This is a genomic window from Streptomyces sp. NPDC031466, from assembly GCF_055581265.1.
This window is the reverse complement of the sequence record NZ_JBVIJT010000002.1, coordinates 606,998-622,664: the sequence shown is the minus strand read 5'-3', so window position 1 is coordinate 622,664 and position 15,667 is coordinate 606,998. Positions and strand designations below refer to the sequence as shown.

14 protein-coding genes are annotated in these 15,667 nt (G+C 71.1%); 1 reads left to right on the top strand and 13 read right to left on the bottom strand.

Annotated elements, in window-relative coordinates; all coding sequences use genetic code 11:
• Positions 1-44 precede the first annotated feature (44 nt).
• From ACZ5GP_RS05635 to ACZ5GP_RS05580, 12 genes are all read right to left on the bottom strand, one after another.
• Positions 45-380: an RNA polymerase-binding protein RbpA gene (locus ACZ5GP_RS05635; RefSeq protein ID WP_003957010.1), complete on the bottom strand. Its 336-nt coding sequence runs from the start codon at positions 378-380 to the stop codon at positions 45-47.
• Between the two features lie 158 nt (positions 381-538).
• Entirely contained in the window at positions 539-769 is a 231-nt protein-coding gene (secG, locus tag ACZ5GP_RS05630; RefSeq protein WP_358583805.1) for a preprotein translocase subunit SecG, read from the bottom strand.
• 124 nt (positions 770-893) lie between these two features.
• The gene (gene tpiA / locus ACZ5GP_RS05625; RefSeq protein ID WP_468749538.1) at positions 894-1,670 is read right to left on the bottom strand and encodes a triose-phosphate isomerase; all 777 of its coding nucleotides are present in this window, start codon (positions 1,668-1,670) and stop codon (positions 894-896) included.
• Positions 1,671-1,676: 6 nt separating this feature from the next.
• The gene (locus tag ACZ5GP_RS05620; protein ID WP_468749537.1) at positions 1,677-2,888 is read right to left on the bottom strand and encodes a phosphoglycerate kinase; all 1,212 of its coding nucleotides are present in this window, start codon (positions 2,886-2,888) and stop codon (positions 1,677-1,679) included.
• Between the two features lie 102 nt (positions 2,889-2,990).
• Entirely contained in the window at positions 2,991-4,001 is a 1,011-nt protein-coding gene (gene gap / locus ACZ5GP_RS05615; RefSeq protein WP_358583811.1) for a type I glyceraldehyde-3-phosphate dehydrogenase, read from the bottom strand.
• 188 nt (positions 4,002-4,189) lie between these two features.
• Positions 4,190-7,150 (bottom strand): M14 family metallopeptidase, encoded by a 2,961-nt coding sequence (locus tag ACZ5GP_RS05610; RefSeq protein WP_468749536.1) that lies wholly within the window; start codon positions 7,148-7,150, stop codon positions 4,190-4,192.
• A gap of 165 nt (positions 7,151-7,315) precedes the next feature.
• Positions 7,316-8,305, bottom strand: coding sequence for a DNA-binding protein WhiA (gene whiA / locus ACZ5GP_RS05605; protein WP_358583815.1), 990 nt, complete (start codon positions 8,303-8,305; stop codon positions 7,316-7,318).
• Positions 8,296-9,318, bottom strand: a complete 1,023-nt coding sequence (locus ACZ5GP_RS05600; protein WP_468749535.1) for a gluconeogenesis factor YvcK family protein — start codon at positions 9,316-9,318, stop codon at positions 8,296-8,298. Before ACZ5GP_RS05600 ends, whiA begins: the two co-directional genes overlap by 10 nt.
• The gene (gene rapZ / locus ACZ5GP_RS05595; RefSeq protein ID WP_468749534.1) at positions 9,315-10,250 is read right to left on the bottom strand and encodes an RNase adapter RapZ; all 936 of its coding nucleotides are present in this window, start codon (positions 10,248-10,250) and stop codon (positions 9,315-9,317) included. Before rapZ ends, ACZ5GP_RS05600 begins: the two co-directional genes overlap by 4 nt.
• The gene (uvrC, locus tag ACZ5GP_RS05590; RefSeq protein ID WP_468749533.1) at positions 10,247-12,310 is read right to left on the bottom strand and encodes an excinuclease ABC subunit UvrC; all 2,064 of its coding nucleotides are present in this window, start codon (positions 12,308-12,310) and stop codon (positions 10,247-10,249) included. Before uvrC ends, rapZ begins: the two co-directional genes overlap by 4 nt.
• A 105-nt stretch (positions 12,311-12,415) precedes the next feature.
• Positions 12,416-13,255: a hypothetical protein gene (locus ACZ5GP_RS05585; protein ID WP_468749690.1), complete on the bottom strand. Its 840-nt coding sequence runs from the start codon at positions 13,253-13,255 to the stop codon at positions 12,416-12,418.
• A 5-nt stretch (positions 13,256-13,260) separates the two neighbouring features.
• Positions 13,261-13,935, bottom strand: a complete 675-nt coding sequence (locus ACZ5GP_RS05580; RefSeq protein ID WP_468749532.1) for a papain-like cysteine protease family protein — start codon at positions 13,933-13,935, stop codon at positions 13,261-13,263.
• A gap of 172 nt (positions 13,936-14,107) precedes the next feature.
• Between ACZ5GP_RS05580 and ACZ5GP_RS05575 the strand changes: the two genes are divergently transcribed.
• On the top strand, positions 14,108-15,184 hold the full coding sequence (locus ACZ5GP_RS05575; RefSeq protein WP_468749531.1) for a hypothetical protein: 1,077 nt from the start codon (positions 14,108-14,110) through the stop codon (positions 15,182-15,184).
• A gap of 53 nt (positions 15,185-15,237) precedes the next feature.
• On the opposite strand, the gene ACZ5GP_RS05570 is transcribed toward ACZ5GP_RS05575, so the two are convergent.
• Complete coding sequence (locus tag ACZ5GP_RS05570) at positions 15,238-15,666, bottom strand: Rieske (2Fe-2S) protein (protein ID WP_468749530.1); 429 nt, start codon at positions 15,664-15,666, stop codon at positions 15,238-15,240.
• Between the last annotated feature and the right edge of the window lies 1 nt (position 15,667).

The following is a 15,667-nucleotide window of genomic DNA, read 5'->3' as shown; positions in this document are numbered from 1 at the left end:
GAACGGCCGGGCACCTTCGTCGGTGCCCGGCCGTACTCCAAGTCTCAGATCTCGCCCCGCAGTTTGGCGAGCGCCTCCGCGAGAATCGCCTCGCCGTCCGCGTCGCTGCGCCGCTCACGCACATACGCCAGGTGCGTCTTGTACGGCTCGGTGCGCGGCGGGTCCGGCGGGTTGTCCCGGTCCTGACCGGCCGGAAAGCCGCAGCGGGGGCAGTCCCACGTATCGGGGACCTGCGCGTCGCTGGCGAAGCTCGGCTGCGTCTCGTGCCCGTTGGAGCACCAGAAGGAGATGCGCAGTCGCGGCGCGGACTCACCGCGCTCGGCCTCGCCCATCGGCCCCGCCCCGACCCGACTTCCTCGGATCGCGTTGCCACTTGCCACGGTCGTAACTCCCTGCGTGATGGTGCTGCTGCGGGCGCCTCAGTTTACGTAAGGCCCAACGCGCGTCCAGTGTGCGGAGTTACACCCCACCCCCGGACGCCAGCCCATGATAAGCCGCGTACGCGCGCTCGCACCGGACAAGCGACCAGTGCCTGGCGTCAGTTGTTCGCCTTCGTCAGCAGGGCCAGCGCGACAATGCACGCGAACCACAGCAGACCGACCACGACCGTGATGCGGTCCAGGTTGCGCTCCGCGACGGAGGAGCCGCCGACGGACGACTGCATGCCGCCACCGAACATGTCGGACAGACCGCCGCCCTTGCCCTTGTGCATCAGCACCAGCAGCATCATCAGCAGGCTGAAGACGATCAGGGCGATCGAGAACCCCATAACCACGGCTGGACCAACTTCCTCGGATCTGAATCGACTCTGTATCGACGACGGGGGCCGGAGCCTCGATGACCGAGGCCGCCCGGCCCCCGCAAGGGTACGACGTATTGCCGCTAGCGCATACTCACTGGTCGCGGAAGCGGACGATCTTGACGAACTCGTCCGCGTCGAGCGCGGCGCCGCCCACCAGGGCGCCGTCGACGTCGGGCTGCGCCATGATCGCGGCGACGTTCCCGGACTTCACCGAGCCGCCGTACTGGATGCGCACCTTGTCGGCGAGCTCCTGCGAGTACAGCTCGGCGAGGCGGCCGCGGATCGCGCCGCACACCTCCTGCGCGTCCTCGGGGGTCGCGACCTCGCCGGTGCCGATCGCCCAGACGGGCTCGTAGGCGATCACGATGGTCTCGGCCTGCTCGGCCGGGACGTCCTTGAGGCCGCCGTCGACCTGGTTCAGCGTGTACTGGACCTGCTGGCCGGCCTTGCGGATCTCCAGGCCCTCGCCGACGCAGAGGATCGGGGTCAGGCCGTGCTTGAAGGCCGCCTTCACCTTGGCGTTGCAGAGCTGGTCGGTCTCGTTGTGGTACTGGCGGCGCTCGGAGTGGCCGACGGCCACGTAGGAGCACTTGAGCTTGGCCAGCATCGGGCCCGAGATCTCTCCGGTGTAGGCACCGGAGTCCTGCGCCGAGATGTCCTGGGCGCCGTACTTGATCTTGAGCTTGTCGCCGTCGACCAGGGTCTGCACGGAACGCAGGTCGGTGAAGGGCGCCAGGACGGCGACCTCACAGGCCTCGTAGTCCTTGTCGGCCAGGGCGAAGGCGAGCTTCTGGACGTGGGCGATGGCCTCGAGGTGGTTGAGGTTCATCTTCCAGTTGCCCGCCATCAGCGGGGTGCGCGTAGTCATCAGGTGTCAGTTCTCCAGTGCCGCGAGGCCGGGGAGCGTCTTGCCCTCGAGGTATTCGAGGGAGGCGCCGCCACCGGTGGAAATGTGGCCGAATGCGTTCTCGTCGAAGCCCAGGGTCCGCACGGCGGCGGCGCTGTCGCCACCGCCGACGACGGTGAAGGCCGGGGAGTCGAGGAGCGCCTGGGCCACCGCCTTGGTGCCCTCGGCGTAGTCGGGGTGCTCGAAGACGCCCATCGGGCCGTTCCAGAAGATGGTGGCCGCGTCGGCGAGCTTCGAGGCGTAGAGCTTACGGGTCTCGGGGCCGATGTCGAGACCCTCCTGGTCGGCGGGGATGGCGTCCGCGGCGACCGTGGTGGGGTTGGCCGGGGCCTTGGTCTTCAGGTCCGGGAAGACCGGCGAGATGAGCACGTCGACGGGCAGGACGAACTCGACGCCCTTCGCCTCGGCGCGCTCCATGTACTCCTTGACCGCCGGGATCTGGTCCTCCTGGAGGAGGGAGATGCCGACCTCGTGGCCCTGGGCCTTGAGGAAGGTGTAGGCCATGCCGCCGCCGATGAGGATGCGGTCGGCCTTCTCCAGGAGGTGGTCGATCACACCGAGCTTGTCGGAGACCTTGGCACCGCCGAGGACCACGGCGTAGGGCCGCTTGACGTCGTCGGTGAGCTTCTTCAGGACACCGACCTCGGTGGCGATGAGGTACCCGGCGTAGTGCGGGAGCTTGGCCGGCAGGTCGAACACGGAGGCGTGCTTGCGGTGCACCGCGCCGAAGCCGTCGCCCACGTACACATCGGCGAGGGCGGCCAGCTGCTCGGCGAACTCGCCGCGCTCGGCGTCGTCCTTGCTGGTCTCGCCGGCGTTGAAGCGGAGGTTCTCGATCACGGCGACCTGGCCGGACTCGAGGCCGCCGACCGTGTCGTGGGCGGCGGGGCCCACCGTGTCCCGCGCGAACGCGACGGGCTCGCCGAGGAGTTCCCCGAGCCGCTCGGCGGCGGGGAGCAGCGAGAAGGCCGGGTCCGGGGCGCCCTTGGGGCGGCCCAGGTGCGAGGCCACGACGACCTTGGCACCCGCGTCGGCGAGGGCCTTGACGGTCGGCAGGACGGCACGGATGCGGCCGTCGTCGGTGATGGTGCCGTCGGCGAGCGGCACGTTGAGGTCGGCGCGGACGAAGACCCGCTTGCCGTTGACCCCTTCGGCGAGAAGTGCGTCGATCGTCTTCACTACTGGGCTCCTTGGGAGGGCGGTGACATGCAACAGGGCCCGTCCGGCGCGGCGGTGCGCGGGACAGACCCTGTGCTCACATCGAAATGCCTGCTCTGGATATTAGAGCTGACCGCCGACGAAGGCCGTGAGGTCGACCAGGCGGTTGGAGTAGCCCCACTCGTTGTCGTACCAGCCGAGGATCTTCACCGACGTACCCTCCTGGACCATGGTCATCAGGGAGTCGAAGGTGCAGGAGGCGGGGTCGCTGACGATGTCCGAGGACACGATCGGGTCCTCGGTGTAGTACAGGATGCCCTTGAGGTCGCCGTCCTCGGATGCCTTCTTGAACGCGGCGTTGACCTCGTCCTTGGTGACCTCGCGCTGGAGCTCCACGACCAGGTCGGTGGCCGAGCCGGTCGGGACCGGGACGCGCATCGAGACGCCGTCGAGCTTGCCCTTGAGCTGCGGCAGGACCAGGGCGGTGGCCTTGGCGGCACCCGTCGTGGTCGGGATGATGTTCTCGGCGGCGGCGCGGGCGCGGCGCAGGTCCTTGTGCGGGAAGTCCAGGATGCGCTGGTCGTTGGTGTACGCGTGGATCGTGGTCATCAGACCCTTGACGACGCCGAAGTTCTCGTCGAGGACCTTCGCCATCGGCGCCACACAGTTGGTGGTGCAGGAGGCGTTGGAGATGACGTGGTGGTTCGCCGGGTCGTACTTGTCCTGGTTGACGCCCATCACGATGGTGATGTCCTCGTCCTTGGCCGGAGCCGAGATGAGGACCTTCTTGGCGCCGCCGGCGATGTGCTTCTCGGCGTCGGCCTTCTTGGTGAAGATGCCCGTGGACTCGATCACGATGTCGACGCCCAGGTCGCCCCAGGGGATGTCGGCGGGGTCGCGCTCGGACAGCACCTTGATGGTGTGGCCGTCGACGGTGATGGTGTCCTCGGTGTGCGACACCTCGGCCTTGAGGCGGCCCAGGATGGTGTCGTACTTCAGAAGGTGCGCGGTGGTCGCGGTGTCACCCAGGTCGTTGACAGCCACGACTTCGATGTCCGCACCCTGCTCGAGCAGCGCGCGGAAGTAGTTGCGACCGATGCGGCCAAAGCCGTTGATGCCTACGCGGATCGTCACGAAACCGATCTCCTCGTTGGTACGCCGGTTTTAGACCCCGGCGAGTTGTATGGGATGTCCCCGACCGCCTCCGACCCTACCTCTCCAAGGCCCGTGAAGTGACATCGAGAGGGGCTGCGGGCGGCACAAAGGTCCGTACCCCTCAGTAGGGGTACGGACCACGGGACCTTCGTCCCGATTACGCAGCGTCAGCTGCGCAGATGTGCCAGGGAGGCGCCCATAAGAGCGGCCCTTTCGGCGTTTCCGGGTACGTGTTCGAAGCCGAAGCCGAGGAGGACGCTGTCACGCGCTGTGACCGCCGCGTGGGGCCGGTGGAGCTCCCCGGTGCGGCGCCAGTCGCCTGTGATATTGGGGCTCCCGGCCGGGGGTGCGGCGGCGGTCCAGGAGCCGAGTGAGGACTCGAATCCCTCGCTCTCCTTGACAGCGCCGCCGACGACCAGTTCCGCGTTGTCGGCGAAGAGGCCGCGCCCTCCACTGGAGGGGTCGGTGATCGCGCTGAGGGAGACCTCGACCTTCTTGCCCGCGTAGGCGCTCAGGTCGAAGGCGACGGGCTGCCAGCCGCCGGACGAGCCCGTGAAGCTGTTCCAGGAGCCGCTGGTGCCGGTGGCCGTGCAGCCGTCCGCGGTGCGTGTCAGGTAGTGGCGCAGGAAGGGGTGGCCGTTGATGAGGAACCCGGCGGCGCACTCGGCGGGCACGGTGGCCCGGGAGTTCCCGTTCTTGTCGGGCAGGGTCGTCCAGTCGTCGGCGCCCGGGGTGTGGGCCTCCAGTACCCCGTGGTCGTAGCCGGGCTCCAGGTTCCAGTTGAGCGCGAACCGCAGTTCGGGCCGGTCGGCGGCCGTGACACCCGTCAGGTCCAGGGTGCGGGTGAGCCGCTGGTAGTCCCGGTCGGCGTGGGTGGCCGACGCCATGCCCTGGCCCGCGAAGGGCGCGTACGGATTGGTGAGGCCGGGGTAGGAGCCCGCCGCCGCGCTCCTGAACTGCGGGAACCGCCCGGGCGGGAGGTTGTCGGAGGTGACGGTGAAGCGGCCGGCCTTGTCGAGCGGGTTGGCCGCGGCGTCCGCGAGCGGGGTCCGCACTCCCCTGAGGGCGCCGCTGCCCTCGAAGCCCTTGACGCCGGGGGCGGACAGACGTTCGTACGCGCCCAGGTAGTACTGCGCGAAGTCGTCGGTGAGGGCGTCCCCCAGGTCGACGTCGCCGCCGGCGCGCTCGCCGGACTCGATGAGCTTGCCGCCCTCGTTGAGGTAGGCGCGCAGGGCGAGCTGGGTGGGCGCCCCGGGCACGGCGTCGCCGGTCGCGTGGACGACCACGGAGAAGTGCGACAGGACGCCCAGCGGGTGCGGCGCGCCCTTCTCGGCGACGTCCCAGACGGCGGCGGTGCGCCCGTTGGCCTTCAGTGCGTCGACGTACTTCTTGGTCTGGGTGGCCGGCGCGCCTTCCTCGGCGACGACCAGCGCGCTCGCCCTCGGGCGTTCGACGACGGTGTACGTGAAGTGCTCGCTGTGCGTGCGGCCCTTCTTGGTGCGGCCGGTGAACCACACCTCCACCTTGTCGCCCACCCGGGCGTCCTCGATCTTCGCGCGGTACTCGTCGAAGTGGAGGTTGTCCTGCCCGCCGTAGGTCTCGCCGCCCTTCCAGGCCCTGAGGTGCTTCTCCTGCGTGCGTCCGCTGTTGACGCGGTACCTCAGCTCCTTGTCGCGCACGGACCTGCGGGCGGTCACGGCGACTTCCTGGTCGCCGCCGCGCGCGTACGAGGTGGCGAAGGTGTCCGGGGTGAAGTCCGGGGCCTCGGCGCCGGTGACGGAGACCGGCTTGTCGGGGTGGCGGGCGGTCTCCGCGACGGCGAGCGCGAAGGGCACGTTCTTCGCGAACTCCTGCTGGATGAGCTTCTCGTCGTCGGGGAAGGTGAAGACGGACGCGCAGTCGCCGGGCTTCCAGGCGTCGTCAGGGTCGACGTTCGAGGCGGTCTGGCAGGTGGACATCTCGGGGGTGAACATCGAGATGCCGTTGACGTTGCCCGCGTGGCCGTCGGCCTCGCCGTTGGTGGTGTACAGCTCGGAGGCGACCTGCGGGTGGTAGCCGGGGACCGCGGGCTTCTCCGGCGTGCCGGCGAGCGCCCGGTAGAGGACGTCGTCCGGGGTCGGCGTGGCGACCTGCCAGCCCACTCCGTAGAGGATCAGTTCGGCCGCCGAGTGGTAGTTGACGCCGTACTCGAAGCCGACGCGCTTTTCGAAGCGGTCGAGCGCCTTGGTCTCCGGCTCGGACATCGGCGCCGCGCCGCGGTAGGTCTCGGAGGAGGCGTCGGGGGACGAGCCCTCGTCGTCGTAGCCCCACTTGTAGGCGAAGTTGCGGTTGAGGTCGACGCCGTCACCGGGGGCGATGGCGCCGTCGCCGTCGATGTCGCGGAGGTTCTTGCGCCACTGGCGGTCGCCGTCGGCGGCGTGCGTGAAGTCGTAGCCGTCGGGGTTGGCGGAGAGCACGAACCACAGCTCGGTGGAGTTCACCAGTTCGGTGATCCGCTTGTCCTTGCCGTAGTTGTCGAGGTAGTGGTGCATCAGGCGGCGGGTCATCTCGGGGGTGATCCACTCGCGGGCGTGCTGGTTGGACAGGTAGAGCGTGGCCGGCTTGGCGCCGTCCCTGGTCTTCCCGGCGTTCTTGGAGACCTTCAGGGCGAGGATGTCCTTGCCCCGGACGGTCTTGCCGATGGAGACGACCTTGGTGAGGCCGGGGTGGGCCTGCCCGGTCCTGACGATCTCCTCCTTCAGCCCGCCCCTGCCGCTGTACGGCCGGTAGACGCCGTCCCCCGCGGCCCGCACCCGCTGCTCGGCGGCCGGGGAGATCGTGTGCTCGCGCAGTTCGACGCCCCGGCGTTCGATCGCCTCGGCCTGGCCCTCGGTCAGATACAGCTCGACGCGGCCGGTGCCGTGCTCGGGTGCCTGCCCCGCCAGTTCGTGGGCGTCCTGGCCCGCCTCGATCAGGAGGGGGAGCTGCTCCTTGGTGACCTCGGCCCGGTAGACCTTCACGGCCGCCGGGTCGTCGGCGGCCGGTGACGTCGCGGGTCCGCTCGCCCCGGCGTGCGGTGCTGCGGCGAGACCGCCGACGAGCAGTGCGGAAGCGGCGAGGATCGATCTCGCGCTCGCTCTTCGTCTCATGAGCCCCCCTTGCGGTTGTCCGGCACGGATGTGCGGGATGCCAGGCTCGTGACAGTGCATGATCATGTCAATACGGCGACTGGGGGCGGCCGGTGGTGGCCGCGGGCAAGCGAAAGCCGCCGGTGCCCCGGGAGGCGTCGGCGGCTGTCGCTGCTCATGGGGCGGTCAGACCGCCATGTTGTCCGCGAGTTCCTCGGTCAGATTGGACTCCGTGCCGGGGATGCCCAGGTCCTGGGCCCGCTTGTCCGCCATGGCGAGCAGGCGGCGGATACGGCCCGCCACCGCGTCCTTGGTCAGCGGCGGGTCGGCGAGCGCGCCCAGCTCCTCCAGGGAGGCCTGCTTGTGCTCCATGCGCAGCCGGCCGGCCGCCGCGAGGTGCTCGGGGACCTCCTCGCCGAGGATCTCCAGGGCGCGCTGCACCCGGGCGCCCGCGGCGACGGCCGCGCGGGCCGAGCGGCGCAGGTTGGCGTCGTCGAAGTTGGCCAGGCGGTTGGCGGTGGCGCGCACCTCGCGCCGCATCCGCCGCTCCTCCCAGGCGAGGACCGACTCGTGCGCCCCGAGGCGGGTCAGCAGCGCGCCGATCGCGTCGCCGTCGCGGACGACGACCCGGTCCACGCCCCGCACCTCGCGCGCCTTGCTCGCGATCTGGAGTCTGCGGGCGGCGCCCACCAGGGCCAGCGCCGCCTCCGGACCCGGGCAGGTCACCTCCAGGGAGGAGGAGCGGCCGGGCTCGGTGAGCGAGCCGTGCGCGAGGAACGCCCCGCGCCAGGCCGCCTCCGCGTCGCAGGTGGCCCCCGAGACCACCTGCGGCGGCAGCCCCCGGATGGGACGGCCGCGGCCGTCCACGAGGCCGGTCTGGCGGGCGAGCTGATCACCGCCCGCGACCACCCGAACGACGTAGCGCGAGCCGCGCCGCAGGCCGCCGGGGGCCATCACGATCAGCTCCGAGCTGTGCCCGAAGATCTCCAGGATGTCCCGCTTCAGGCGGCGTGCCGCCATCGCGGTGTCCAGCTCCGCCTCGATCACGATGCGGCCGCTCACCAGGTGAAGGCCGCCCGCGAACCGCAGGATCGCCGAGACCTCTGCCTTCCTGCAACAGGTCCGGGTGACGGGGAGCCGGGAGATCTCGTCCTTCACCGCTGGCGTCATCGCCATGGGCCGATCCTTCCATGCATCCGAAAAATACGGTCGTACGCGGCTGCCAGGAGCTCCGGATCGTGCCTCGGAGTCCCGTCGGGCCGGGCCACCGCTGCCAGCTCGACCGTGGCACCGAGCCGCTTCGCGGCGTCGGTCAGTGACTCACGGTCGGGCACGGCGTCCTCGTCGGCCAGCACCACGTCCAGGGCGAGTTTAGGGGCGTGTCGGGCCAAAACCTCCAAATGACGCTGCGGAGAGAAGCCATCGGTTTCTCCCGGTTGCGGCGCGAGGTTCAGCGGGAGGACCTTGCGGGCCTTCGTCTCGGTCAGCGCGTCCAGCAGCTCGGGGACCAGGAGGTGCGGGATCACCGAGGAGAACCAGGAGCCCGGGCCGAGGACCACCCAGTCCGCGTCGAGGACGGCGGCGACCGCCTCGGGGACGGCCGGCGGGTCGGACGGCACGACGTGCACGGACTGGACCTCGCCGGGGGTGAGGGCCACCGTGGCCTGGCCGCGGACGGTGTCCACGTCGTCGGGGCGGCTCGGGTCGTGGCCCTTGACCAGCGCCTGGAGCTCCAGCGGCACGGCCGACATGGGAAGGACGCGGCCCTGCGCGCCGAGCAGGCGGCCGACCAGGTCCAGGGCCTGGACGTGGTCGCCGAGCTGCTCCCACAGGGCGACGATCAGCAGATTGCCGACCGCGTGCTCGTGCAGCGCGCCGCGGGACTGGAAGCGGTGCTGGATGACGCGGGCCCAGGTCTGGCCCCAGTCGTCGTCGCCGCAGAGTGCGGCGAGCGCCTTGCGCAGGTCGCCGGGGGGCAGCACGCCCAGCTCGTCACGGAGGCGACCGCTGGAGCCGCCGTCGTCGGCGACGGTGACGACGGCGGTGAGGTCACCGGCCCCGGTGATGCGGCGCAGCGCGGCGAGCGAGGCGGACAGGCCCATGCCCCCGCCGAGCGCGACCACCTTCGGCTGGGTGCCCCGCTTGCGGCCCAGACGGCTCAGGCGGACGGTCCGGCGGGTCGGCTTCACTCGCGCCCCATGTCCCGGTGGACGATGACGGTCTCCACGCCCTCGGACGCCAGGCGCGCCCCGAGCTTCTCCGACATGGCCACCGAGCGGTGCTTGCCGCCCGTGCAGCCGACCGCGATCGTCACGTACCGCTTGCCCTCGCGGCGGTAGCCCCCGGCGATGAGCTGGAGCAGCTCGGCGTACCGGTCGAGGAACTCCTTGGCGCCGGGCTGGTTGAAGACGTACGCGGCGACCTCCTCGTTGAGGCCGGTGTACTGGCGCAGCTCGGGGACCCAGTGGGGGTTCGGCAAGAAGCGCATGTCCACGACCAGGTCGGCGTCGACCGGCAGGCCGTACTTGAAGCCGAAGGACATCACGGTGGCCCGCAGCTCGGGCTCCTCCTCGCCGGCGAACGAGGCGTCCATCTTGGCGCGCAGCTCGTGCACGTTCAGGCTGGAGGTGTCGATGACCAGGTCGGCGTCGCCGCGCAGCTCGCGCAGCAGGTCGCGCTCGGCCTCGATGCCGTCGACGATGCGGCCGTCGCCCTGCAGCGGGTGCGGGCGGCGGACCGACTCGAAGCGGCGGACCAGGGCCTCGTCGGAGGACTCCAGGAAGACGATGCGCCGTGTGACGTTCTTGGACTCCAGCTCGGCGAGGGACTCGCGGAGGTTGTCGAAGAACCGCCGGCCGCGGACGTCCACGACGACCGCGATGCGGGCGACGTTGCCCTGCGAGCGGGCGCCGAGCTCCACCATGGTGGGGATCAGCGCGGGCGGCAGGTTGTCGACGACGAACCAGCCGAGGTCCTCCAGGCACTTGGCGGCCGTGCTGCGTCCGGCGCCCGACATACCGGAGATGATCACCAGCTCGGGGATCGCCGCGTCGGGGACCCCTGGTGTCTCGATCGGCGTGCCCGTGCTCACTTGCTCTCCACCTTCGTCGTGCTCGCTCATGTCTCCTGCCCCCGTCGTTCCTCCGAGGCGCCCGCGGTCACGGGCTCCTCTCCTGCGCTGTCCGAGGTGCCCGCGGAGGTGGGCTCCTCGTCTTCCATGATCTCTCCGGTCGCCATGTTCACGGCGGGGCCGGCGGGCACCGCGCCGGCGAGGGCCGCCACGATGACCTCGGCCGTCTTGCGGCCTATCCCCGGGACCTCGCAGATCTGGTCGATTGTCGCGGACCGGAGCCGCTTGACCGAACCGAAGTGCTTGATCAGGGTCCGCTTGCGGGCGTCGCCGAGGCCCGGCACCTCGTCCAGCGGGCCCGCCTTGAAGCGCTTGGCCCGCTTGGCGCGCTGGTAGGTGATGGCAAAGCGGTGCGCCTCGTCCCGTACGCGCTGGAGGAGGTACAGCCCCTCGCTGGTGCGCGGCAGGATGACGGGGTCGTCCTCGGTGGGGACCCAGACCTCCTCCAGGCGCTTGGCCAGGCCGCACACCGCGATGTCGTCGATGCCCAGCTCGTCCAGGGCCCGCTGGGCGGCGGCGACCTGCGGCTGCCCGCCGTCCACGACGACGAGCTGCGGGGGGTACGCGAACCGCTTGGGGCGGCCGTCCTCCTCGGTGAGGCCGCTCTCCCCCACTTCGCCCGTGGCCTCGTCCACCCACTCCCCGGTGCGCTCCTTGTCGGCGAGGTAGCGCCGGAAGCGGCGGGTGATCACCTCGTGCATGGACCGGACGTCGTCCTGGCCCTCGAAGCCCTTGATCTGGAAGCGGCGGTACTCGCTCTTCCTGGCGAGGCCGTCCTCGAAGACGACCATCGACGCCACGACGTCGTCGCCCTGGAGGTGCGAGATGTCGTAGCACTCGATGCGCAGGGGGGCGCTGTCCAGCTCCAGGGCGGCGGCGATCTCCTCCAGGGCGCGGGAGCGGGTGGTGAGGTCGGAGGCGCGCTTGGTCTTGTGCAGGACGAGGGACTGCCGGGCGTTGCGCGCGACGGTCTCCATCAGGGCCTTCTTGTCGCCGCGCTGTGGGATGCGCAGCGAGACGCCGGCCCCGCGGCGCTCGGTCAGCCACTCCTGGACCGGCTCTATGGGGTCGGGCAGGGCGGGGACGAGCACCTCCTTGGGCACCGCGTCGCCGCTCTCCTCGCCGTAGAGCTGCTGGAGCGCGTGCTCCACGAGGTCGGCGCTGGTGACCGCCTCGACCTTGTCGGTGACCCAGCCGCGCTGGCCGCGCACGCGGCCGCCCCGGACGTGGAAGATCTGGACGGCGGCCTCCAGCTCGTCCTCGGCGAGGGCGATGAGGTCCGCGTCGGTGGCGTCGGCGAGGACGACGGCGCTCTTCTCCATCGCCTTCTTGAGGGCGTCGATGTCGTCGCGCAGGCGCGCCGCGCGCTCGTACTCCATCTCCTCGGCCGCCTGCGCCATCTGCCGCTCCAGGCGGCGGATGTACGTGCCGGTGCGGCCCGCCATGAAGTCGCAGAAGTCCTCGGCCAGTTCGCGGTGGTCCTCGGGGGTGACGCGCTCCACGCAGGGCGCCGAGCACTTGCCGATGTAGCCGAGCAGGCAGGGGCGGCCGGTGCGGGTGGCGTTCTTGAAGACGCCCGCGGAGCAGGTGCGCACCGGGAAGGCGCGCAGGAGGAGGTCGACGGTGTCGCGGATCGCCCAGGCGTGGCCGTAGGGCCCGAAGTAGCGCACGCCCTTCTTCTTGTGGCCGCGCATCACCTGCACGCGCGGGAACTTCTCGTTCATCGTCACCGCGAGGTAGGGATAGCTCTTGTCGTCGCGGTACTTGACGTTGAACCGGGGGTCGAACTCCTTGATCCAGGTGTACTCCAGCTGGAGCGCCTCGACCTCGTTGTTCACCACCGTCCACTCGACGGAGGCGGCGGTCGTGACCATCGACCGGGTGCGGGGGTGGAGGTTGGCCAGGTCCTGGAAGTAGCTGGCCAGGCGCTGACGCAGGCTCTTGGCCTTCCCGACGTAGATCACCCGGCGGTGCTCGTCGCGGAATTTGTAGACCCCCGGGGCGTCGGGGATCTGTCCCGGCTGGGGGCGGTAGCTGGAAGGGTCGGCCATGTCGGACAGCCTACTGGCGTGCACCGACAGTCCGGGTCGGCCGCCGCCTGCCCGGGGGCGGCGCGCGGGAACGGCGGCCGGCGTCCCGGCCGCCGTTCGCGTGCCTCAGCCCTGGTGCCGGGCCCGGCGGCGCCGCACCAGCATCGTCCCGGAGAGGCTGAGGGCGGCCAGGGCGCCCGCGCCGGCCAGCGAGGAGGCGACGGTGACGGGGCCCTGGGCAGGGCTCGGCGCGGGGCTCTGGGCAGAGGCCTGCCCGGACTCCGTCTCCTCATAGCCGCCCGCCTTGCCGGACCGCTCGTACGCGGAGCCCGGCAGCTTGTCGCCGTACGCCTTGCGCACGCGCTTGCCGTAGGCGGCCAGCGAGGTGCCGTCGGCGCCCACGGCACGCACCGCGTCCTTGTCGAGCGGCAGCACGCGCGCGTGCCCCTGCACGTACCAGGCGTTGATCTGCGGCTCGTGGAAGACGGTGCCTCCGGGGAGCTTGGCGGCGCCCACGCGCGCGTAGTGCGTCTCGTCGTCCCCTGTGGCGATGTTCACGACCTGCCAGGAGCCGCCCCGCCGGACGGTCCAGAGGGAGGCCTCCTGGCCGTCGGAGGAGACCGCCTTGCTGGCGAGGAACTCCAGGCGGGCGACCGGCGCGCCCTTCTCGCCCGCGACGAACTCCGGCGAGAGGTAGTACACGGGCACGGCCCCGCCCTGGACGCGCGGGTCGGCGGCGGCCTTGGGGACCGCTCCCTCCCGGGCGAAGAAGCGGGAGAGCGTCTCCAGGGTCTTCGGCGCCTTTGCCGCCTCGTGCGCGGCCTCGCGGGAGGCCGTGGAGGGCGCGGCGGGGGCCGAGGGGTCCGGTGCGGCGGAGGCCGCGGGGACCGCGAGGCCCAGGAGAAGAGTGACGGCCGAACCGGCGAGCGCGGTCCGGGCCAGGCGGCGCGGGAAGTGACGGGTCATCGCGCTCACGCCCCGATCCGGTAGAGCGAGTGGGTCCAGGAGAAGGTGTCGTTGTCGACGTACCAGGCGTGCGAGGCCCAGTTGTAGCGGTCGCTGGAAGGCCACGGGTCGCCCCAGTAGACCCAGCTGTCGGCGTCGTCGTAGCCGTAGACCACGTGCATGTGGCCGCCGCCGTTCGACCACTGGATGCGGGTCTCGACCGGGCGCCCCGCGTTGATCTCGGACTGCACGGTGGAGTAACGGAGCCAGCCGGTGACGTACGAGCCGGGGTTGATGCCCGCCCAGCGCAGACCGCTCTGGACATTGCCGAGCGTGGCCTGGTTGTTGGGGCACTCGGTGTTCTGGCTGCGCCCGAAGGCGGCGTTGCAGAACTGGTTCTGGCTGTAGTTGCGGCCTAGGAAGGTCGCGATGGTGTTGCCGCCCGCCGCCCAGCACCAGTTGGTCTTCTGCTGTGCCTGCATGGTGATGTTCAGGCGCTTGGCGGCGAGGACGGAGGCGTCGGCGGCGCTCCGGCCCCCGCTCGCCTGCTGGACGGAGGCCGTGGCGGGGGCCGTGACGGGGGCGGGGGCCGCCGTCGCGGTGGCCGTGGGCGCGGCGAGGAGAGCCGCGGTGACGACGGCGAGCGCGTACAGACGTCTGCGTCTGCCTGTGCCGCCGCTCTTGTTGATCGGTGAGCGCATCGCGTTCCTCCCGAGCGGGATGTGGGGTGTGGAGGAGCGCGTCCGGACGCTTGCGATTGAGCATCGAGTGTTGTCGGGTGCAGGTCAACACGCTTCAATGCGGAATTACTTGGGCCGTGAACGGCGGCCCACAGATGTGAACGCACGCCGCGCGCCGACCTGGTGGCCCGCCGTGACCGGCCCGAACGCCGCGGCGGCGGAAGTGAACGTTCACAAGGAAGGGGCCCTCATGCGGTACGGCTCACGGCTCGCACAGGGCGCACGCTCGAACGAGGTGGCGCGGACGAACGAGGTGGCGCGGGCGCATGGGACAGAGCGGACGGCGGACGGTGATCCGGCGGAGCTGACGGCCGCTCTGCGCACCGGCCCCTTCCACATCGCGCTGCGCACCGCGATCGCCACCCGGCGGCTGCCGTTGCAGCGGGTGCGTCACCATCTGGCCCAGTACGGCATCACCGTCGGCGTGACCAGCCTCAGCTACTGGCAGCAGGGCGCCCGGCGCCCCCAGCGCGCCGAGTCGCTGCGCGCCGTGCGCGCCCTGGAGGAGATCCTCCAGCTCCCCGAGGAGTCACTGATCCGGCTGCTTGACCACCCCTTGGAACGCTCCGACGCCGAACGGCCCTCCGCCCGTTCGTACCGCTCCCTGGTCGAGGCCTCCGACGTGCTGCGCGGGCTCCTCGCCGAACTCGGCTCCCCGGTCGACGGAGGGCTGCACACCATCGGCCACCACGAGCGGGTGCGGATCGGCGCGCGCCGCGAGCTGCTCGGCCGCGAGTCGCAGCACGCCGTACGCGCGCACCAGGACGGCGTGGACCGCTATGTGGCGATTTACTACGGCGACCCCGGCTGCACGCCCGAGCGCATACGGGTGCGGGCCCTGGAGAACTGCCGGACGGGACGGGTGCGGTGGCACGCGGGGGCGGGGGTGCTGGTCGCCGAGCTGCTCTTCGACGCGCGGCTGCGGGCGGGCGACACCCATCTGTTCGGATACGGCTTCGAGGACGGCACGGCGGGGACGGCCACCGAGTACGTGCGCGGCTTCACCTATGCGGGCGGGCAGTACGCGCTCCAGATCCGCTTCGACGCCGACGCCCTGCCCGTGCGCTGCCACCGCTTCGCCCAGCAGTCGGCGGCCGCCCCGCGCGGCGGCCGCCAGGAACTGACCCTGAGCGGCAGCCACCGCTCGGTGCACCTGGTGGAACCGCAGGTGCGGGCGGGGCTGCTGGGAATCGCCTGGGACTGGCAGTGACCCGGGGCCCGTGGGGGCGGGGGTGAGGCTGGGGGGGGAGGCCGCGGCGGTGGTCAGGCCTTCTTCTCCGGGCCCGCGATGATCTTGCCGTTCCGCACCTTCACGGGCAGCTCGCGCAGCGGCTCGTCCGCCGGCTCGTGCAGCACCTCGCCGTTCGTGGCGTCGAACTGGCTGCCGTGGCACTGGCAGATGAGCTTGTGCCCCTCCAGCGTGTTGATCGGGCAGCGGGCGTGCGTGCAGATCGTGCTGTACGCCTTGTACTGGTCGTCGGAGATCCGGCTGACGACCACGTTCTGGTCCGTGTACAGCTTCGAGGCGCCCACCTGCACGTCGTCGGAGTTCCCGAGGTCCACCGGCGCGGTCGGCGCCGACCGGTTCGAGCCTTCGTCGCCGGCGGAGCAGGCGGTGAGGCCGAGCCCGACGGCCGGGGCGAGAGCGGCGGCCCGCAGCACGGTGCGGCGGGCGGGGGGCGTGCCGGGCATG